This is a genomic window from Bacillus cereus group sp. BfR-BA-01310, assembly GCF_022664325.1.
GTDB lineage: Bacteria > Bacillota > Bacilli > Bacillales > Bacillaceae_G > Bacillus_A > Bacillus_A paramycoides.
The window spans coordinates 440,272-461,550 of record NZ_JAKUHD010000002.1; the positions used below are offsets into that span (position 1 = coordinate 440,272).

Here is a 21,279-nt window from a genome sequence, read left to right on the forward strand (position 1 = left end):
CCGTCTTCTTTTGTCAGTCAGAGAGAATAGAAGAATGGGAGAGGAAAAAATGAGAAAATCGCTGAAACAAAAAATAGTAAGCTCCTTGCTTGCTGTATCACTCGCCGTTAGCTTAGCTCCAATCGGACAAGCAAAAGCTGATTCCACGTCAGAAATTATACAGACCCCACCTATTACAAAACAAGTTGATGCAAGCCGCGCCATCGAACATATCCGTTTCTTATCCGAAACAATCGGTCCCCGCCCAGGCGGTACAAAATCAGAAGAGTGGGCCTCTCGCTACGTTGGTATGCAACTTAAATCAATGGGATATGAAGTAGAATATCAGCCCTTTCAAGTGCCGGATCAATACGTTGGATTTATCGAATCACCATTATCCACAAAACGTAATTGGCAAGCTGGCGCTGCTCCCAATGCACTAATTTCTACAGAAGCTGTTACAGCTCCTCTTATCTTTGTTCAAGGTGGAACGAAACTAGATGAGATTCCAAATGAGGTGAACGGAAAAATTGTTTTATTCGAAAGAGGTGCAACAGCAGCAGATTATAATAAGCAAGTTGAAAATGCTGTTAGCAAAGGAGCAAAAGGTGTTCTTTTATACAGTTTAATTGGAGGTCGTGGAAACTACGGCCAAACCTTCAACCCTTACTTAACTAAAAAACAGTCTGTCCCTGTCTTTGGTCTTGCTTATGCTCAAGGAAATGCATTTAAAGAAGAAATCGCAAAAAAAGGGACAACAATTCTTTCCCTAAAAGCAAGACATGAATCTAATTTAACATCTCTAAATGTTATCGCTAAAAAGAAACCAAAAAATAGTACAGGTAATGAAAAAGCTGTCGTTGTAAGTTCACACTATGATAGTGTCGTTGGAGCACCTGGAGCGAATGATAACGCTTCTGGTACAGGATTAATATTAGAACTAGCTCGTGCTTTTCAAAATGTAGAAACTGATAAAGAAGTCCGCTTTATCGCTTTTGGTTCTGAAGAAACTGGTTTACTCGGCTCTGAATATTACGTAGAAAACTTATCACAAAAAGAACGTAATCGCATTTTAGGTGTCTTCAACGCTGATATGGTTGCAACAAATTATGATAAAGCAAAGAATTTATACGCTATGACTCCTGACGGTTCCACGAACTTTGTAACAGATGCAGCATTACAAGCAGGGAAACAATTAAATAATGATCTCGTTCTTCAAGGAAGATTTGGCTCTAGTGATCACGTACCATTTGCTGAAGTCGGTATTCCTTCTGCACTATTTATTTGGATGGGCGTCGATAGTTGGAATCCATTAATCTATCACATTGAAAAGGTATATCACACACCTCAAGATAACGTATTAGAAAATATTTCGCTAGAACGTATGAAAATGGCATTAGAGGTCATTGGTACAGGCGTCTATAATAGCCTTCAATCTACCGTGAAAACAGAACAAAAAGCCGCTTAATACTATTTCAAGCCACCGATTAATCGGTGGCTGTTTATTGAGAAAAAATAAATATGCATAAAAGCATATTTATTATATGGTATTATCGCGTATAATTAAAATCGTAATATATAAATAAAAAAGGGTTTTCATTACATAGCATTATCATGTAGAATAAAAATTGTAATAATATTGATTACATCTAACAAGAGGTTTTTCAATTATAAAAAAATTATTCTTGCAGTTTTGTTATCGCTTTAGAGCCGCTTATCTCTATGTAAGCTGACCATATTATTGAGCTGCAGATTAATTCCACCTTGAAACTGTTCTCTTTTTTCTATAAAAAAACCCTTCAGGTTGCATTCTTCCCTTCATTTTATCGTGAAGTGTTTTTGAATACTTACCTAAAGGGCGTAATATCAATAGTAATTCTTTAATTCGTCTGCTACTCAGATTACAGTGTAATCAATAATCTAAAGCTTTTTTATTATTTTATTCGTTGACGAGCGAATAGGATTCCACCTAGAAGGAACAATACCATGCCTCCAAGAATTGAAATCATTTCTGCTGATTTCCCTCCTGTGTTAGGAAGTAATGTTGGCTTATCATTTTCTGTAGTAGGTGGAACTTTTGAATCGCTATTTTTGTCTGTATTTGTGTTTGGATCTTTTGGATCTTTTGGATCTATATTTGGTTCGTCCTTGATTTTTGTATTTGTGATGTCATAACCATTTACTTCGGATTTGTATCCCGCTACTGGTTGTTCTTTCACTTCATACTTGTACGCTACTCCGTTTGCATCGTATGCTGCTAAATCTTTGAATTCGTATTTCCAGCCTGTTGCTTTGCTTACTTCTTGCGTCGCAATCACTGTACCATTTTGTAGAAGGTCTACTTTAATCATTTCCGGACGATCTTTCGCGTTATCGTCTTTCCATGTTTTCGTTCCTTCTACTTTTGTTTTGCCTACTTTTGTATTTGTGATGTCAGTACCATTTACTTTGGATTCATATCCGTCTACTGGCTGTTCTTTCACTTCATACTTGTATGCTACTCCGTTTGCATCGTATGCTTGTAGTTTTTCAAACGTATACTTCCAGTTTGTTTCTGCTGTTACTTCTTTTGTGTCTACTACTTTACCGTTTTGTAGTAGGTCTACTTTAATCGAGCTTGGACGATCTGTTGCATTGTTATCGTTCCACGTTTTTGTTCCTTCTACTTTCGTTTCGCCTACTTTTGTATTTGTGATGTCATAACCATTTACTTTTGATTCATATCCAGCTACTGACTGTTCTTTCACTTCATACTTGTACGCTACTCCGTTTGTATCGTATGCTTGCAGTTTTTCAAACGTGTACTTCCAATTTGTTGCTTTACTTACTTCTTTCGTGTCAATTACTTTACCGTTTTGTAGTAAGTCTACTTTGATTGTGCTTGGACGATCTGTTGCGTTATTATCGTTCCAAGTCTTTGTTCCTTCTACTTTCGTTTCGCCCACTTTTGTATTCGTGATGTCATAACCGTTTACTTTGGATTTATATCCTTCAACTGCTTGTTCTTTCACTTCATACTTGTATGCCTTACCTTCTGCATCATATGCTGCTAAATCTTTGAATTCATATTTCCAACCTGTTGCTTTGCTTACTTCTTGCGTCGCAATCACTGTACCATTTTGTAGTAGGTCTACTTTAATCATTTCCGGACGATCTTTCGCATTATCATCTTTCCATGTTTTCGTTCCTTCTACTTTTGTTTGACCTACTTTTGTATTTGTGATGTCATAACCATTTACTTTGGATTCATATCCAACTACTAGCTGTTCTTTCACTGTATACTCGTAAGCCTTTCCTTCCGCATCATATGCTTCTAAATCTGCGAATATATATTTCCAACCCATTACTGCTAGTACGTCTTGTGTTTTAATCACGTTCCCGTTTTGTAGTAAGTCTACTTTGATCATTGTCGGACGATCTGTTGCATTTCCGTCGTTCCATGTCTTCGTTCCTTCTACTTTTGTTTTGCCTACTTTTGTATTTGTGATGTCATAACCGTGTACGTCAGATTGGTATCCTGGTACTGCTTGCTCTTTCACTTCATACTTGTACGCTACTCCGTTTGCATCATATGCTTGGAGGTTTTCAAACGTGTACTTCCATTCTGTTGCTGCTGTTACTTCTTTTGTGTCTACTACTTTACCATTTTGTAAAAGGTCTACTTTGATCATTGTCGGACGATCTTTCGCATTTCCGTCGTTCCATGTCTTCGTTCCTTCTATTTTTGTTTTGCCTACTTTTGTATTTGTGATGTCATAACCTTTCACTTCGGATTTGTATCCGTCGATTGGTTGTTCTTTCACTTCATACTTGTATGCCTTACCTTCTGCATCATATGCTGCTAAATCTTTGAATTCATATTTCCAGCCTGTTGCTTTGCTTACTTCTTGTGTCGCAATCACTGTACCGTTTTGTAGTAGATCTACTTTAATCATTTCCGGACGATCTTTCGCATTATCATCTTTCCACGTTTTCGTTCCTTCTACTTTTGTTTGACCTACTTTTGTATTTGTGATGTCATAACCATTTACTTTGGATTCATATCCTGGTACTGCTTGTTCTTTCACTTCATACTTGTATGCCTTACCTTCTGCATCATATGCTTGGAGGTTTTCGAATGTGTACTTCCATTCTGTTGCCGCTGTTACTTCTTTTGTATCTACTACTTTACCGTTTTGTAAAAGATCTACTTTGATCATTTCCGGACGATCTTTCGCGTTATCGTCTTTCCATGTTTTCGTTCCTTCTACTTTTGTTTCGCCTACTTTTGTATTTGTGATGTCATAACCATTTACTTTGGATTCATATCCTGGTACTGCTTGTTCTTTCACTTCATACTTGTATGCTACTCCATTTTCATCATACGCTGCTAAATCTTTAAACTCATACTTCCAGCCTGTTGCTTCACTTACTTCTTGCGTCGCAATTACTGTTTCTTTTTGTGCTTGTGAGGTATCTTTTTGTACTAAATCTACTTTGATCGTTTTCGGACGATCTGACACATTGTTATCGTTCCACGTCTTCGTTCCTGCAACTGATGTCTTACCTACTTTTGTATTCGTGATGTCATAACCATTTACTTTGGATTCGTATCCATCTACCGGTTGTTCTTTCACTTCATACTTGTATGCTTTTCCATTTTCATCGAACGCTACTAAATCTTTAAATTCATACTTCCAACCTGTTTCTTTGCTTACTTCTTGTGTCGCAATCACTGTACCGTTTTGTAATAAGTCTACTTTGATGGCTTTATGCTCTTCCTCTGTGCCACCTTTCCACGTCTTCGTTCCTGCAACTGATGTCTTGCCTACTTTTGTATTCGTGATGTCATAACCATTCACTTTGGATTCGTATCCGTCTACTGCTTGTTCTTTCACTTCATACTTATATGCTTTTCCGTCTGCATCGTTTATCGCCAAATCTTTAAATTCATATTTCCAGCCTGTTGCTTCGCTTACTTCTTGCGTCGCAATCACTGTACCGTTTTGTAGTAAGTCTACTTTAATCATCGTTGGACGACCTTCCCCTTTTCCGTCCTTCCATGTTTTCGTTCCTTCTACTTTGGTTGTTTGCACCACTTTTGTATTTGTAATGTCATAACCGTTTACTTCTGTTGTGTATCCATCTATCGGTTGTTCTTTTACTTCATACTTGTACGCTACTCCATTTGCATCATACGCTGCTAGGTTGTCAAATTTGTATTTCCAACCATCTGCTGCTGTCACTTCTTTCGTGTCTACTACTTTCTCATTTTGTAGTAATTCTACTTTGATTGAACTTGGACGATCTTTCTCGTTATCGCCTTTCCACGTTTTCGTCCCTGCAACAGATGTAGTTTTCACTTTATTTGGAATATCCAGTTCGACTCCATTTTCATCATCTGATTTTATTTCAAACTCTACTTTTTTCTGAGGATCGAAATCAATATAGTTTGGAGCTGAAACCTCTTGCACATAATATTTACCTGGTGATAATTGAGGAGTTTCAACTATCCCTTTTTCATTTGTTTTATATTCGCCCCCAACTTGTTCACCAGACTCTTTATACAACTTAAACGAAACATTCGGGATTACTTTTTCTTTATTTCCTTCAATATGTTTAACAATTTTCAGCTTTCCTTTTGGAACCTTGTTACCGGTAGCACCACCGCCAGTTGTCATGTTTTCGACTGGGTAACTGCCCGATTCATTAACTGGTTCTTTGTTCCAAACTTGGTACTCAATCGTATAATCATTCTTAAAAAAATCTTGCTTCTTTCCGGCTTCCGTTATAGTAGATGTATAACCAATCGAAAAGGCAGCAAGACGTGCTTTATCTTTATTAAGCACAACTTTAAATGATCTGTCACCAGTAAAGGTAATCGTTCCGTAACCTTGCTTTTCAAACTCTTGTAGCGTTAAATATCGATTACCTAGATGATTATCTACACTTATATAGAAACTATCCTTATTAAGTGTTTGACCTTCCTGTAAATTATCAGTCACAACAATATCACGACTTAACTCTTCTTTATTTAAGTTTATATTCAAGAACCAACGCACTACATCGTCCTTACCTGAGTTCATATCACCAGTTTTATAAAAAAACGGTGGCTTTCCAGGATCTGTACCACCACCACTACTTGGACCGGTAATTGTTACAGACTGCTTATCTACAGTTGTACCGAAATTGGTTTCAATCTCTTTCTTTTCATCCGTTCCTACATTAGTAGCTTCCACGAAAAAGTTTAAATACCCTTGAATATTTTCATATGTATCCACTTTATCATTAAATGTACATACCACAGTGCCTCCTGCAACTTTACAAGTACCATAGTCATCTAATGGGAACTCTCTATCTAATCCTTTTAATTCTGGAGGCAGTGTTAATGTTAGTGTGTCTCCAGGCTTCAGCCTAAGTGCACCTTTTTCACTGAAGTTTACAGTTACTTTAGTCTTTTCTGTGGTACTTAGATTTGTTTTACCAATCTGAAAACTATCCACAAGTCCTGCTGTGTTTAGTTCTTGTGCATTTGCTACTATAGGTAAAAGACTCTGGCCTATAGTAAACATAAAAATCATTATAATCGAAAAAATTGAAGTTATCCTTTTTAAATACATGCTTTCTGTTATCCTCCCTATAAAATTAAATGTTTCTAGATTCTAGGACAAATATACTATGACAAAGATTCTACTATTCAATGTCATTAAGCCACTTTACTAAAATGTGTTTGATAGCTATTATCATCTTTTTCTCTTTTTTCAACCCTTCTATTATTTAGAAACTTGAAGTTTGACTCTTATATAGATTCATCTAATTTCTCCGACATTTTACTTCTGGCCTATACCGTTTAACCAAAACAGATACAGGACAGGAAAAATTTTGATAAAGAAATTCAAATTACAAGTACACATGAACGGACCACAGAATAACTTCAAAGCTAGAAGAAGGCAATTCGAAAAGCATTCACGATAAAACTCATGACAGTCATTCATCTTATTACGCCGTAGGATTTCCGAAATTTCTTCATACCGAGCGCAAACGTTTGCCCTATAAATACAAAATTTCATTGCTGACAAATATGGAAGAGCCACTTCACGGTAAATATGCATTTGGTCAACTTTCTTACTTATCCTCCTAAAGAATAACAGGAAGTGCAATCTATAATAGAATGTAGCATATCAGCCGAAGAAGATTAAAACTGTGAAACATACTTGGATACTCGTATTCTAAAAGGTGTTATTGAAGATGCATTTCTGCCATTATGAGTTGAGGTGAAATTGGCCATAGGTTAAAATGTTTTGTGTTTAGTTACACAACCGACCTACACACCTAAACAAGTAGAACAAAAAGCGTTCCACCGCCAGCATTATATAATTAAAAATGCTCTGGATGAAGTATTAGTTGCCTATGCAAGATGAACGCCCTATTCTCCAAATTTAAATACAGTGGAACGAATTTGGGAGTAACTAAAAAGAGTATGATTGTCAACTGATTTCATGTAAATCGTATAGAAATACGCAATTCAGCCTTTTTATTTTTGGAGTATATAAATGAGTGTCTAGAAAAAGCGCTTTGCCTAATGGGTTCCATGGCTATGTCGAAGAATTAAAATGAGCTTATATATGATGATAATATCAAAACCGAGAGATTTACATCCTTTCATTATTTTTATCAAATCATGAAAACTTTAATTGTACTATTTTTAAACATAACCCCCTAGTTTCTTGACTAGGTTGGAAGTTTTCATAATTAATTACTAATTGTTTAAATACTTGGTTAGATGAATCGTTATTTTAGTATTTGGCCTAGCTGTAACAATGGTTTTTACAACAATCACACCATTTCCTAGTAACTTTCCACCAACTAATAATGCATATGCTGATTTCCGGAAATTTTACCCCCAACAATCTATTATTCTAGAATTGCCCCTAAAAATCAATAGTTAATTGTTAGTTTTCTATTTTCACTTCATCACCATAACATATATTTAGAGTAAAAAACTGAAACAGAAAAAGAGATAGCTTTGCCATCTCTTTTTCTGCTTCAGCTTCCCTTCATCAAGCCGTACGTGCGGTTCTCCTCATACGACCTTTCGGTGCTTTTCTTTTGTCTATTACATTTTCTCTGGTGCAGATACTCCTACGATTGCTAATGCGTTTTGAAGTGTAGTGCGTACTGCTTTCATTAATTCATAACGAGCTTTACTTAGTTCTAAGTTATCTTGATTTAATACTTTTTCTGCATTGTAGAAGCTGTGTAATGTTGCTGCTAATTCAAATACATAACTTGTAATGCGGTGTGGCAGACGTTTTTGCGCTGCATCCGCAACTACAGCTGGGAATTCACCAAGTTTTTTTAGTAACTCTACTTCTTTCTCAGAAGTAACAAGTTTGTAATTCACGTCTCCGCCTGTAGCTAATCCTAACTCTTCACCTTGACGAAGGATACTGCATACGCGAGCATGAGCATATTGTGCATAGTATACTGGGTTTTCATTAGATTTTGATACAGCTAAGTCCATATCGAAGTCTAAATGAGAATCGCCACTACGCATTGCGAAGAAGTAACGCATTGCGTCCACGCCTACTTCTTCCATAAGCTCACGAAGTGTAACTGCTTTACCTGTACGCTTACTCATCTTCATTTTTTCACCATTTTGGTACAGTTGTACCATTTGGATGATTTCTACTTCCAGTGTTTCTTTATCGTAACCTAGCGCTTGAATAGCAGCTTTCATACGAGGAATGTAACCATGGTGGTCAGCACCCCAAATATTGATTAGCTTATCGAAACCACGCTCTAATTTGTCGCGATGGTAAGCGATATCTGGCGTTAAGTATGTGTAAGAACCGTCGTTTTTAATTAATACACGGTTTTTGTCGTCACCGTAAGTCATTGAACGGAACCAAGTTGCTCCGTCTTCTTCAAAGATTTCTTCACGCTCTTTTAATACAGCAAGAGCCTGATCAATTTTTCCGTTTTTGTATAATGATGTTTCTGAGAACCATACATCAAATTTAACACGGAAGCTTTCTAAGTCTTTTTGAAGTTTTGCTAGCTCATATTTCAAACCATATTCACGGTAGAATTCATAGCTTTCTTCAGCATCAGCTTTTGCATAACGATCGCCAAACTCTTCTGCTAAACGTTTACCGATTCCAATGATGTCCGCACCATGGTAACCGTCTTCTGGCATTTCTTTCTCTAAACCTAAAGCTTGCATGTAACGAGCTTCAACTGAAAGAGCTAAGTTATGAATTTGGTTACCTGCATCATTAATGTAGTACTCACGAGATACATCGTATCCTGCTTTTGCTAATACGTTACATAAAGTGTCACCTACTGCCGCACCACGTGCATGTCCTAAGTGAAGGTCACCTGTTGGATTCGCAGATACGAACTCAATTTGTACTTTTTCACCTTTACCAGTATTCGTTTCACCGTAAGCTTCACCAGCGTTGACGATTGTTGGGATTAAGTCTGTTAAGTAGCTATTATCCATGTAGAAGTTAATGAAACCAGGACCAGCGATTTCAATTTTTTCAATGGAAGCTTTTGCTTTATCGAAGTTTGCAACTAATTCTTCTGCAATCATACGAGGTGCTTTTTTTGCAACGCGTGCAAGTTGCATTGCCATATTTGTAGAGAAGTCACCATTTGTTTTATCTTTTGGAGATTCTAATATAACGTTTGGGATCTGTTCTTCTGTCGCTAATTCTGCCTTTAATACAGCAGCTTGAATTTCTTCTTTAATCAATCCTTTTACTTGTTCTAAAGAATTCATTATTTTGCCTCCTTCAAATTAATTGTAATTGTATATCTGCCAGCTTCTTGTTCACTTAGAAGCAATGCGTACGTTAGGAAGAGTTGTCCTTTTTTCTTTTCATCCGACCATTTAAAAAGAACGTTATCAGTTTTCGTTTGCAATGCAAACGTACCAAGTTCACTCGTATACGTACCAGTTGTCCATTCACCTTTCACATGCGTCTGACGCATAGAAATAGCACCTGAACGCATAATGAGAACTTGTTCATCTTGAATTTTAATAATTGTTTTCACTTCGCCTTGTTCGTTCGGCTCTTGGAATGTTACATATGTACCTTGACCTTTTACATAGTATTGACCATTTGCTTCAAAAGCAACGGTTTCCTTCCTCGCCCCTTCACGGATTTCTGTTACGAAATGAACGTGTACCGGCAAGCCTGCAAGTTGTTTCTTCACGTCTTGCACACCTTTCAAATGTTATAGATATTAAATACTACTTATAATAAATCACTTTTCCTATCATATCAAAAAAAGACTCTGTCTGTCTGCTGAAAAATCAGGAAAACTCCTTTTCAAAAAATAATTCACCTTCACTTTATTTCATATGATAAAATATTTTTTAAATCTAAATATTCTTTCATTTCAAGGGGCGAATCTAATGTTACCAACAAAATTAAAAAAAGGTGATGAAATAAGGGTTATTTCACCGTCTTGCAGTTTAAGTATTGTCTCCACCAGCAACCAAGAGCTTGCCACGAAAAGATTGACCGACATGGGATTTCACGTTACGTTCTCAAAAAACGCTGATGAGATAGATCGCTTTTCTTCATCCTCTATTTCTTCGCGAGTTCAAGATCTTCATGAAGCATTCTCAGACCCTAATGTAAAAGCAATTTTGACGACACTTGGAGGGTACAACTCTAACGGTTTATTAAAACATCTTGATTATGATTTAATTCGTGAAAACCCGAAATTTTTCTGTGGTTATTCTGATATTACTGCTTTGAATAATGCTCTTTATACGAAAACAGGCTTAGTTACATATTCAGGTCCTCACTTCTCTTCATTTGGAATGGAGAAAGGGCTCGATTATACGACCGATTACTTTTTAAAATGCTTAACTTCTAATACGCCTATTGAAATACTGCCGGCTGAAACGTGGAGCGATGATTCTTGGTATATTGATCAAGAAAATCGAGGGTTTATTAAAAATGAAGGATATGTTTCGATTCAAGAAGGAGAAGCAACAGGAACTATTATTGGTGGCAATATGAGTACATTTAATTTATTGCAAGGTACACCATATATGCCAAGCTTACGAGATAAAGTTTTATTTCTTGAAGAAGATAGTTTAACGGGAAAAGCTACACTTAAAACTTTCGATCGATATTTACACTCTCTTATGCAGCAAACTGATTTTGAATACGTAAAGGGCATTGTTATAGGAATGATGCAAAAAGGAGCGAAATGTACGATAGAGGACATCCAAGAGATTATTGCTTCAAAACCTGAGCTTAAACATTTACCTATCATTGCAAACGCAAGTTTCGGACATACAACTCCAATTTTCACTTTCCCAATTGGCGGGCATGCAAAAATTATTTCTAACAAAGAAAATACATCTATCACTATTTTAACGCACTAAAAAAGGAGCGAACGATTCGCCCCTTTTATGGTTTTTCTATTTTTTGCAGTGCTTTTTGTGGAATTGACTCTTTCGGGATTTCAGCCCACCCTTTTCCTTGCATACCTTTTGCATAAATTTTTATAAAAGCACCTGTATGCAATTCACGATTCACCATTCTTTTAATAACTTGTAGCTTTCCGTCTTCTCTATATCCATTAAATGTATACAAATATTCATCGCCTTTTTTCTCACCTTTATCTATAACTGCATAATAATCTTGTATTTCTTTATTTGAAAAGAAGTTGTCTACAAAAGCATGCACACCTTCTGTTTTTGAGTTTAAATAATATGCTGTACCACCTAAAATAATGGCGAACACAGCTAAAACTTTAATTACTAATTTCATACATGCGCCTCCTGTTTGCACTTCTTTCTCGCTAACCGTATGTCTATACCTGTATTATACGAAAAATGGCATACTATACTCTATCGAAATGTCTTACACTTCCCTTACATTATTGTAAGGGTCTTTCACCTTACAGCAATTTCCCAATAATTTTTTTTCCGTTTAACGAACTTTTATATTATTATTGAATGATACAAATTTTTATTACAAAAATCAAAGGAGACAGTTTTCAAATGGCTATCTTGCAAGGTTTAGCACTATTACTCGTTGTACTTTGTCTGTTTACACTTTTTAGTTACCGTGCTCCTTACGGAATGAAAGCAATGGGTGCTTTAGCTAATGCAGCAATCGCGAGCTTTCTCATTGAGGCATTTCACCGTTATATCGGTGGAGAAATGTTTCATAACGACTTTTTACAATCAGTAGGAGAAGCTTCTGGTAGTATGAGTGGTGTCGCAGCGGCTATTTTAGTAGCGCTGGCAATCGGTGTTTCACCCGTATACGCTGTTTTAATTGGTATCGCTACTAGCGGATTCGGCATTTTACCAGGATTTTTCGCTGGATACGTTTGTGCATTCGTCGTGAAATTTCTCGAAAAGAAATTACCAGCTGGTGTAGAATTTTTAGCAATCTTATTTATCGCTGCACCAATTTCACGTGGAATGGCGATGCTTATGGACCCTCTCGTTAACGCAACGCTCGGAAAAATCGGTTCTATGATTTCAATTGCAACTACAGAAAGTCCTATTATTATGGGCATTATGCTTGGTGGATTAATAACAGTTATTTCTACATCCCCATTAAGTTCTATGGCACTAACTGCAATGCTTGGCCTAACAGGTTTACCAATGGCCATTGGTAGTCTTGCCGTAGCAGCTTCTGCCCCAATGAATTTTATTTTCTTTAAACGACTAAAAATTTGTTCAAAGAAAGACACAATCGCTGTTGCAATCGAGCCTTTAACACAAGCCGATGTTGTCTCAGCAAACCCAATTCCTATCTATATGACAAACTTTGTTGGCGGCGCGCTTGCCGGTATTATTACGTCGCTATTCCAGCTCGTTAATAATGCACCAGGGACAGCATCACCAATTCCAGGGCTTCTCGTCTTGTTCGGATTTAATGATGTAATAAAGGTTACAATTGCTGCCGTGTTGTGTGGAATCGTTACCACGATTGTCGGATACGTCGGATCAATTGTGTTCCGCAAATACCCAATTCGTTCTGCTGATGAAATTCGTGGAATTACTTCAAAAGAAAAAGTTGCATAAGAAAAAAGAGCTATTCTCATCGTTTGAGAATAGCTCTTTTTTGATGTCGCGTGACGATAAATGAAATTATATCAGCGATTTTTTAAATATACCGACTTACCGACACAGAACGACAAAAATAAAAGCCTCCTAGTCGTCTAGGAGGCTTCCGCTTTTATTTCTATCCAGCTACAGTGGCTAGAATGCTCGGTGGCTTCACTTCTTCCTTCGAGGCAAAAAGCGCCTCTACGCCTGAAGCTCCATCCTCCTCACATTCTAAACGAGCCGCTTCCGCTTTTATTTCACCCAACCGAGCAGCATTTCCCGCACGAATTTGCTTGCTGCGATTGGTGTTTGATCGCTATGATCGTAGACTGGAGCTACTTCTACTAAGTCTGCTCCGACTACTTTTATATTTGAATTTGCAATTGCTACGATGGACTCTAATAGTTCTTTAGATGTAATACCGCCAGCTTCTAATGTTCCTGTTCCAGGAGCATGGGCTGGGTCTAATACATCAATATCGATTGTGACATAGACTGGGCGTCCTGCAAGTTTCGGTAGTACCTCTTTTAACGGCTCTAATACGTTAAATTTATATAAGTTCATACCTACTTCTTTTGCCCATTCAAATTCTTCCTTCATTCCAGAACGAATTCCGAAAGAATATACGTTTTCCGGACCAATTAAATCGCACACTTTACGAATCGGTGTAGAGTGGGATAAAGGCTCTCCCTCATACGACTCACGTAAGTCAGTATGAGCATCCATATGGATGATCGCTAAATCCGGATATTTTTTTGCCATTGCCTTAAAAATTGGCCAAGACACTAAGTGCTCACCGCCGAGACCTAGTGGAAACTTACCGGCATCTAATAGTTTTGCTACATATTCTTCAATCATGTCTATGCTGCGCTGTGGATTCCCAAATGGTAATGGAATATCACCCGCATCAAAATATTTTACTTCTTCTAGTTCACGATCTAGATATGGACTATATTCTTCTAGTCCAATCGATACTTCACGAATACGTGCAGGGCCGAAGCGAGAACCTGGACGGTAACTTACTGTCCAATCCATTGGCATCCCGTAAATAACTGCCTCTGACTCTTCAAAACTTGGATGACTTTTAATAAATACTTTACCTGAATAAGCTTCATCAAAACGCATATTCTTTTCCTCCTTATGTGGAACTTAAGGTATCCCAACCTTTCATTATTTCTCAAATTTGGAGCCTATAGCTCCTCTTTCTCGATTTACCTGCGCCTTCTTTTTATCATAAGAAGACTACTTCATTTGTAGCAGTGTAAGTAACTAGCATGTTCAAGCCTTCTAGACAAACACCTTAAATGAGTTACTTACACTTTATTTATTTCAATTTAACGCCCTTACTTAATTAAATCTCCAACAAACTTAGGTAATGCGAATGCTGCATTATGCAGTTCTTTTGTGTAATATTTCGTTTCAATTTCATGGAAACGCTCTTCACTTACTTCTAGTGGATCATGTTTTTTAGATCCGATTGTGAATGTCCAAAGTCCACTTGGATACGTTGGAATGTTTGCTGTGTATAAGCGAGTAATCGGGAAGATTTCTTTTACATCTTTAAACACAGTTGTAATTAGTTCTGGTGTAAACCAAGGGTTGTCCGTTTGTGCAACGAAAATACCATCTTCTTTTAACGCTTTAGAGATTCCAGCGTAGAAGCCTTTTGTAAATAGGTTTACTGCTGGACCTACTGGCTCAGTAGAATCTACCATAATTACATCGTATTCGTTCTCGCTTTCTGCGATGTGTAGGAACCCGTCTCCTACTTTTACTTCTACACGCTCATTATCTAATGCACCTGCAATTGATGGTAAGTACTGCTTAGAGTACTCAATTACTTTCCCATCGATTTCAACAAGTGTCGCTTTCTTCACACTTGGGTGTTTTAATACTTCACGAATAACACCGCCATCGCCGCCACCAACAACTAATACGTTCTCAGGGTTTGGATGTGTAAATAAAGGTACGTGTGCTACCATTTCATGATAAACGAACTCGTCTTTTTCAGTTGTCATAACCATGCCATCTAAAATAAGCATGTTTCCAAACTCTTCCGTTTCAACCATATCAAGCTTTTGAAATTCTGTTTGCTCCGTATGTAATGTGCGGTTAATACGCGCCGTAATTCCAAAATGTTTTGTTTGTTTTTCAGTGAACCATAGTTCCATCGTACAATCACGCCTTTCGCTGCAAATTTATAATAGGGACATCATTAATGTCCCCTAACAAAAATAAAACAAAACATCCAAAAAGTATAGTTAAAAGTACAAAAATACCGAAAATATATTTTAGTCAGAGCGTTCTAACATCTATGTGAAAAGGGGTTGTCCTGTAATAGGAAAGAAAACCCTTTCTTAAGAAAGGGTTTTTGTCTCTACTTCTACTGGTTTACGAATCGGAACTAAGATTATAATACAACCAACTAATACAACAATTCCACCAACTAAAAATGGGCTTTGCGGCGAAACTATATGACCGATGACTCCTGATAAAATTGGAGCAATCGCGCCCCCTAACCAACGAACGAAGTTATAAACACCTGACGTAACAGATCTTTCATAAGGTGAAATATCCATTACATAACTTGTATATAATGCATTATTTAATCCTGATGTTAATCCAGATAGAACAATTAATACGATTTGTAACCACATAACTTTTACGAAGAATAGTGCAATTAATAACATCGCAAATACGAGTAAACTACCTTTTAACAATGTTTTCGGTTCATATTTACCTTCCAGCTTATGTGCTAATATTGCTGAACCGTAAGCTAACGCTAATCCCCATCCACAAAATACAAACCCTAATTGAATAGCAGATAAATGCATAATAAGTGGTGAATATGCTAGCACGACGAAAAATCCGTAGTAGTATAACATCCCTGAAATGGCACCTTGCATAAATGGTTTATATTTCACTAAGTTAAGTAATTCTCCCACACCAGCTGCTTTACGCTTCACTTTTCGCTCCGGCTCTTTTACAAAAAAGAAAACTAAAATAAATGCTAAGAAAATTAAAATACTCGTCGCAAAAAATGGATAACGCCAAGAATGTCCACCTAATATACCACCTAGTAACGGCCCACCAGCCATCCCTAAACCAATTGCTGCTTCATATAGTCCTACTGCTTCATGAACTTCTTTACTTAATGCAATTAATAATGTCATTGCTGTTGCAAAAAACATCGCATTTCCTAATCCCCATCCTGCGCGGAAAAGAGATAATTGAGCAATCGTTTGCGATATACCGCATATAAATGCAAATACAGTCACAATTGCAAGACCAATTGTCATCATTCTCTTATCACCAAATCTTGATGCAAATATACCGGCTGGCAACATCATAATTGCCATCGTTAAAATATATGCTGTAAATAACATTTCAACTTGCCAATGCGTTGCACCTATTTTCTCAGCAATAATCGGCAAAATTGGATCGACTACCCCTATACCTGAAAAGGCAAGGAAGGTAGCCACTACTGTAATCAATCTCCCTAGTTTTTGTTTACTCTCCATTTTGATTACTCTCCTTTTGTATTCTCTAAAAATGTAACCGCTCGACTTAAACTATCCTCTAGCTCCGCCTTCACGCGCTGCATTTGCTCCATTTTCTCGTCTAACGTTTGCACTTGTTTTTCAAGCATCTCTTTAATTTCTTGAATAACTTCACGATCACGAGGATTTTCACTATTTCTTCTGTGTTCCATCCTTTCTTTTAACGATAAGAAATGCTGCATTTCTTGAAGTGTGATTCCTAACACTTCTTTTGCTTCTACAATCCTTTTAATTCTTGCAATATCCTCATCTGTATACAGGCGAATATTCCCCTCACTACGCTCCGGGGGATGAATTAAACCAATTTCCTCATAATAACGAAGTGTACGTTTTGTTAAACCAACTTGTTTTGTTACTTCATCAATTTTATACATGTTTATTCCTCCCTTTACTTGATTATTACATTTTACGTTAACGTTAACTTTTGTGCAACTGTTAGACTTTTGTAAATGTTTGTCCTATTCAATTGTATTTTTCTCAAAGCAGTTTCATAATGAAAGAAACGAAACGATAAGGAGATTTTCACATGAATAAACCACTTATTTTCGCTCACCGCGGGGTAAAAGGAACACATCCAGAAAATACGATGATTGCCTTCCAAGAAGCTGAACGCATTGGTGCTCATGGAATTGAACTTGATGTCCACCTATCAAAAGATGGTGAACTTGTTGTGATTCACGATGAAACAGTCGATCGTACAACAAATGGTGTAGGACTTGTATCTGAAAAAACGGTAGAGGAATTACAAGCTTTAGATGCCGGTAGCCATAAAGATCCTTCTTTCCATGAAGCAAAAATTCCAACGTTACGCGAAGTATTCATTTGGCTATCTACAACAAATTTACAGCTCAACATTGAATTAAAAACAGATGTCATTCACTATCCAAATATCGAGGAAAAAGTTGTTGCTCTTGTTCGTGAGTATCATCTATCCAATCAAATTGTATTTTCATCATTTAACCATGATTCTGTTTCATTATTAGCAACAATTGCTCCAGAAATTCCAAGAGCGATTTTGTACGATACACCACTTGCCGATCCTATTGCTGAAGCAAAAAAACGTGAGGCAACTGGATTACACCCAAACTTTCAATTATTAACGGAAGAGTTTGTCCAATTAGCACAAGGGCAAGGATATGTATTCCGCCCTTACACCATTAATGAATCTAAAGATTTACAAACTATGATTGATTATGGCGTAGATGTCATCATTACCGATTGGCCAGCACGTGCTTTTGAGCTCCTTTCTTAAGTGAAGGGGCTCTTTTTATTTTAGAAACTTCATTGTTTAAAATAAACGAAAACCCTCAATACTAATACAATAATGCTTGTATTAATGAGGGGCTGAAAAAGATGGATCAAACTATGAATCCAAAACTTAAAAAATATAAACGTCTTTTCTTCACCATAATGTTCTCTTGTGTTCTTTTTTTCGTTTTTTCCTTTTTCATTATCATTATAGCTGCAAAAATCATGGGACCTCCCCCTGTTGCGGTTCCACAAACAAGTGTCTTTTACGCTAACGATGACACTGTTATAGGACAAAGTAATGAAATGCAAAAACGCTATAATGTATCTCTCGATGAAATTTCTCCTTATGTAAAAGAGGCGTCAATCTCTATTGAAGACCAACGTTTTTACAAGCACCATGGCTTTGATATGAGGCGCATTGCCGGTGCCATTATTGCCGATTTAAAAGCAATGGCAAAAGTACAAGGTGCTAGTACTATTACACAACAGTATGCTCGTAACCTTTACTTAGATCATGATAAGACGTGGAAACGTAAACTATTAGAAGCAATGTATACCATTCGTCTTGAAGTAAACTATAATAAAAATCATATTTTAGAAGGATATTTAAATACAATTTATTATGGGCACGGCGCTTACGGAATCGAAGCTGCGTCTCGTCTGTATTTCGATAAAACGGCAAAAGAATTAACATTAGCAGAAGCTAGCATGCTAGCAGGTATTCCGAAAGGACCCAGCGTTTACTCTCCTTTTTTAAAAGAAGAACGTGCTAAAGGGCGTCAATCTCTCATACTAGATGAAATGGTAGAACAAGGATATATTACAAAACAGCAAGCAGCCTCGGCAAAAAAGGAAACTCTTACATTTGCCTCATTGGATACGAAAAAAGTAGCAGAGATTGCACCTTATTTCCAAGATGCTGTACAAGCTTCTCTTCTTCGTGATATCGGATTAGATGAGCAAGCCTTACAGCGAGGTGGCTTACGTATTTATACAACTCTAGACCCTAAATTACAATCTGTAGCAGAGCAAGCTGTAAAAGATCATATACCTGAAACAACAAACATACAAACTGCCCTCGTCTCCATGAATCCCAAAACTGGTGAAGTGGCTGCCCTTGTTGGTGGAACCAATTATAATACGAGTCAATTTAATAGGGCTACACAGGCCGCTCGTCAGCCTGGTTCTACATTCAAGCCATTCCTATATTATGCGGCCTTAGAACGAGGATTTACCCCTGCTACACGCTTAAAAAGTGAATATACTGTATTCACTTTAGGTGATGGTGTATCAAAGTATAAACCGAAAAACTATAAAGATTATTATGCAGATGATTTTGTAACGATGGCACAAGCTCTCGCAGTCTCTGATAACGTATATGCTGTGAAAACGAATTTGTTTTTAGGAGAAGACACACTCGCAAAAACGGCGAAGCAATTCGGAATTACAAGTGCATTAAAAGACGTTCCTTCTCTTGCTCTCGGTACATCTCCTGTAAAACCAATTGAAATGGTGAATGCTTATAGCATGTTCGCAAACGGTGGAAAAGAAATAAAACCTATTTTTATTCGCCGCATTATGGATCATGAAGGGAATATGTTATACGATGCTCATTTGGAGAGTAAGCAAGTTCTCGATAAGAGCAAAGCTTTTGTGATGGAAGAAATGATGACAGGTATGTTTAATAAAAAACTAAGCAGTTATGCCGCTGTAACCGGTCAATCAATGTTATCAAAACTATCAAGAACATATGCTGGAAAGTCTGGTTCTACCGAAACTGATAGTTGGATGATTGGATTTACCCCCCAACTCGTAACTGGTGTATGGGTTGGATACGATCAACCTAAATCAATTTCAAACCCAGCAGAACAAGGATATGCGAAAAAAATATGGACCGATACGATGGAAAAAGGCTTAGATGGACAGCCTAAAAAGGATTTTAAACGACCAAGTGATGTTGTAGCAGTCGACGTTAACCCTGAAAACGGCAAAATCGCTACAAAAAACTGTCCAATTTCTGTAAAAATGTATTTCGCAAAAGGTACAGAGCCGACTGAATATTGTATGGATCACGTTGATGATAAAGAAGAGTTTGAAAAGGCTAGTGAAGAAAAAACCAAAGCAAGTTGGTGGAAGAAATATCTCCCGTGGTAAAAAAAATAGCTGACGGAAATCCGTCAGCTATTTTTATTCACCTAATAATGCGTGACGCAATTCTTCACTAGATTCGTTCCAAATTGCTTCGTTATGCTCTTTTAAAAATGCACCAAGTACTTTTTTAGATGATTCATCCATATGGTCAACCATAATGTGACGCTTTAATGATTTATCCATTTTGTTTACATGCTCTGGAAGTGATTTATATCCGCGGCGAATTTCACGGTCTACTGTCATTTCACAAGCTGTTACACCTGCGTAATAAGCACCGGTTGCCGTTCTTTCAATCGTTACCCAAACAAGCCAAAATGGTTTTCCGTTTGGAACTTCATCTTTATTTGTTAAAAACTTAATTCCTTTTTCTACTGTGCTACGCGCATGCATCGCACCAATATCAACGAACGCAGTTTTTTCTAATACATCAACAAATACAGGAGAAATATTTTCTAGACTTAATGCTCCAACTCCAAACCCACCATGTCCATCTGTTGAGTCATTCTTTACAATATTAAAACCAATCTTTTTCTTTTTCTCTGTCATATGTAACTTCCTCCTCGCTTAATGATTATAAAAGCCCGAAAATAGGCGCAATGATATTTTGTAAAAATACTAATACATACGGAATAACAACATTGAAAATAGGCTGAATTGTGTAATTGCTAAGCGGTGTAATAACAAGAATTAACAAAGCAATTGATCCATACTTTTCATACTGAGTCATTTTTGCACGCACATTTGCTGGTGCTAAATCTTCAACAACGCGATATCCATCAAGTGGTGGAATCGGTAATAAGTTAAATACAAGTAAAACAATATTAAGCATAATAAAAATTTGAAAAAATTGAGCTAACGTATCTGCTACTGCAAATGGAATGGAATCTAATACTCCAAATGTTAATAGGCTATACCAAATAATTAAACCTATTGCACTTAAAATTAAATTACTTATCGGTCCTGCAATAGAAACTAAGATTCCTGCAAGACGCGGTTTTTTGAAGTTATACGGGTTAACCGGCACTGGTCTTGCCCAACCGAATCCAAGAATTAATACAGCAATCATCCCGATAGGATCTAAGTGAGCCATCGGCGATAATGTTAACCGTCCCTGTTTCTTTGCTGTATCATCTCCAAATTTATATGCAACATACGCATGTGCAAATTCATGCACAGATAGCGCAATAATAATTGCCATTGCTACCAACGGAATTTGGTGCAACGGGTATCTAAATAACTGATCCATACTTCATCTCCTCTTCC

The 21,279-nt window shown here is 37.0% G+C and carries 15 protein-coding genes; 5 read left to right on the forward strand and 10 right to left on the reverse strand.

The genetic code is table 11. The features are described from left to right. Window positions 1–49 precede the first annotated feature (49 nt). Window positions 50–1,447 carry a M28 family metallopeptidase gene (locus MR109_RS07295; protein WP_242271546.1) on the forward strand — a complete coding sequence of 466 codons (1,398 nt, stop codon included), beginning with the start codon at window positions 50–52 and terminating at the stop codon, window positions 1,445–1,447. Between the two features lie 466 nt (window positions 1,448–1,913). Here the strand turns inward: MR109_RS07295 and MR109_RS07300 are convergent, their stop codons facing one another. The 3 genes from MR109_RS07300 to MR109_RS07310 form a co-directional block, all read right to left on the reverse strand. Further along, the gene (locus tag MR109_RS07300; protein WP_242271548.1) at window positions 1,914–6,578 is read right to left on the reverse strand and encodes a Cna B-type domain-containing protein; all 4,665 of its coding nucleotides are present in this window, start codon (window positions 6,576–6,578) and stop codon (window positions 1,914–1,916) included. Between the two features lie 1,496 nt (window positions 6,579–8,074). Then, a complete protein-coding gene (argS, locus tag MR109_RS07305) occupies window positions 8,075–9,745 on the reverse strand; it encodes an arginine--tRNA ligase (protein WP_242271550.1) in 1,671 nt (556 codons plus the stop codon). Then, window positions 9,745–10,182, reverse strand: a complete 438-nt coding sequence (locus MR109_RS07310; protein ID WP_000744343.1) for a YwiB family protein — start codon at window positions 10,180–10,182, stop codon at window positions 9,745–9,747. The genes argS and MR109_RS07310 overlap by 1 nt, the downstream gene beginning before the upstream one ends. Before the next feature lie 202 nt (window positions 10,183–10,384). Between MR109_RS07310 and MR109_RS07315 the strand changes: the two genes are divergently transcribed. Next, complete coding sequence (locus MR109_RS07315) at window positions 10,385–11,371, forward strand: S66 family peptidase (RefSeq protein ID WP_242271551.1); 987 nt, start codon at window positions 10,385–10,387, stop codon at window positions 11,369–11,371. 25 nt (window positions 11,372–11,396) lie between these two features. Here the strand turns inward: MR109_RS07315 and MR109_RS07320 are convergent, their stop codons facing one another. Then, window positions 11,397–11,759 (reverse strand): YxeA family protein, encoded by a 363-nt coding sequence (locus MR109_RS07320; protein ID WP_242271553.1) that lies wholly within the window; start codon window positions 11,757–11,759, stop codon window positions 11,397–11,399. A gap of 233 nt (window positions 11,760–11,992) precedes the next feature. Here MR109_RS07320 and MR109_RS07325 point away from each other — a divergent pair, with 233 nt between their 5' ends. Then, window positions 11,993–13,030 (forward strand): PTS sugar transporter subunit IIC, encoded by a 1,038-nt coding sequence (locus MR109_RS07325; protein ID WP_025147018.1) that lies wholly within the window; start codon window positions 11,993–11,995, stop codon window positions 13,028–13,030. Between the two features lie 276 nt (window positions 13,031–13,306). Here the strand turns inward: MR109_RS07325 and speB are convergent, their stop codons facing one another. From speB to MR109_RS07345, 4 genes are all read right to left on the reverse strand, one after another. After that, on the reverse strand, window positions 13,307–14,179 hold the full coding sequence (gene speB, locus MR109_RS07330; RefSeq protein ID WP_002113102.1) for an agmatinase: 873 nt from the start codon (window positions 14,177–14,179) through the stop codon (window positions 13,307–13,309). 218 nt (window positions 14,180–14,397) lie between these two features. Further along, window positions 14,398–15,225, reverse strand: a complete 828-nt coding sequence (gene speE, locus MR109_RS07335; protein ID WP_000424696.1) for a polyamine aminopropyltransferase — start codon at window positions 15,223–15,225, stop codon at window positions 14,398–14,400. A gap of 186 nt (window positions 15,226–15,411) precedes the next feature. Then, on the reverse strand, window positions 15,412–16,575 hold the full coding sequence (locus tag MR109_RS07340; RefSeq protein ID WP_002174404.1) for an MFS transporter: 1,164 nt from the start codon (window positions 16,573–16,575) through the stop codon (window positions 15,412–15,414). 5 nt (window positions 16,576–16,580) lie between these two features. Next, window positions 16,581–16,988: a MerR family transcriptional regulator gene (locus tag MR109_RS07345; RefSeq protein ID WP_071719652.1), complete on the reverse strand. Its 408-nt coding sequence runs from the start codon at window positions 16,986–16,988 to the stop codon at window positions 16,581–16,583. A 152-nt stretch (window positions 16,989–17,140) separates the two neighbouring features. Here MR109_RS07345 and MR109_RS07350 point away from each other — a divergent pair, with 152 nt between their 5' ends. Together MR109_RS07350 and MR109_RS07355 are read left to right on the forward strand one after the other, a co-directional pair. Then, window positions 17,141–17,866: a glycerophosphodiester phosphodiesterase gene (locus tag MR109_RS07350; protein WP_048374909.1), complete on the forward strand. Its 726-nt coding sequence runs from the start codon at window positions 17,141–17,143 to the stop codon at window positions 17,864–17,866. Window positions 17,867–17,967: 101 nt separating this feature from the next. Next, complete coding sequence (locus MR109_RS07355; protein WP_242271554.1) at window positions 17,968–20,019, forward strand: transglycosylase domain-containing protein; 2,052 nt, start codon at window positions 17,968–17,970, stop codon at window positions 20,017–20,019. Window positions 20,020–20,052: 33 nt separating this feature from the next. On the opposite strand, the gene MR109_RS07360 is transcribed toward MR109_RS07355, so the two are convergent. Next, on the reverse strand, window positions 20,053–20,562 hold the full coding sequence (locus MR109_RS07360; RefSeq protein WP_025147013.1) for a YwhD family protein: 510 nt from the start codon (window positions 20,560–20,562) through the stop codon (window positions 20,053–20,055). Window positions 20,563–20,587: 25 nt separating this feature from the next. After that, window positions 20,588–21,262 carry a site-2 protease family protein gene (locus MR109_RS07365; protein ID WP_178940875.1) on the reverse strand — a complete coding sequence of 225 codons (675 nt, stop codon included), beginning with the start codon at window positions 21,260–21,262 and terminating at the stop codon, window positions 20,588–20,590. Between the last annotated feature and the right edge of the window lie 17 nt (window positions 21,263–21,279).